This window comes from Microseira wollei NIES-4236, assembly GCF_020521235.1.
In the GTDB taxonomy this organism is placed as follows: domain Bacteria; phylum Cyanobacteriota; class Cyanobacteriia; order Cyanobacteriales; family Aerosakkonemataceae; genus Microseira; species Microseira wollei.
This window is the reverse complement of sequence record NZ_BLAY01000744.1, coordinates 1-255: the sequence shown is the minus strand read 5'-3', so window position 1 is coordinate 255 and position 255 is coordinate 1. Positions and strand designations below refer to the sequence as shown.

At 44.3% G+C, this 255-nt stretch carries 1 protein-coding gene; it reads left to right on the top strand.

What is annotated here, in order from left to right:
- Nucleotides 1-255 (top strand): tetratricopeptide repeat protein (locus tag MiSe_RS50415; RefSeq protein ID WP_226595142.1); only part of this gene is annotated, 255 nt, incomplete at both ends.

The window sequence follows — 255 nt, the reverse complement described above, 5'->3', positions numbered from 1 at the left end:
TTACTCTACAAATCTCAAGGACGCTACAGCGAAGCGGAACCCTTGTATTTGCAAGCTTTAGAATTGAGAAAAAGACTGCTGGGAGAAGACCATCCCGATGTTGCCACCAGTTTGAATAATCTGGCATTACTCTACAAATCTCAAGGACGCTACAGCGAAGCGGAACCCTTGTATTTGCAAGCTTTAGAATTGAGAAAAAGACTGCTGGGAGAAGACCATCCCGATGTTGCCACCAGTTTGAATAATCTGGCATCA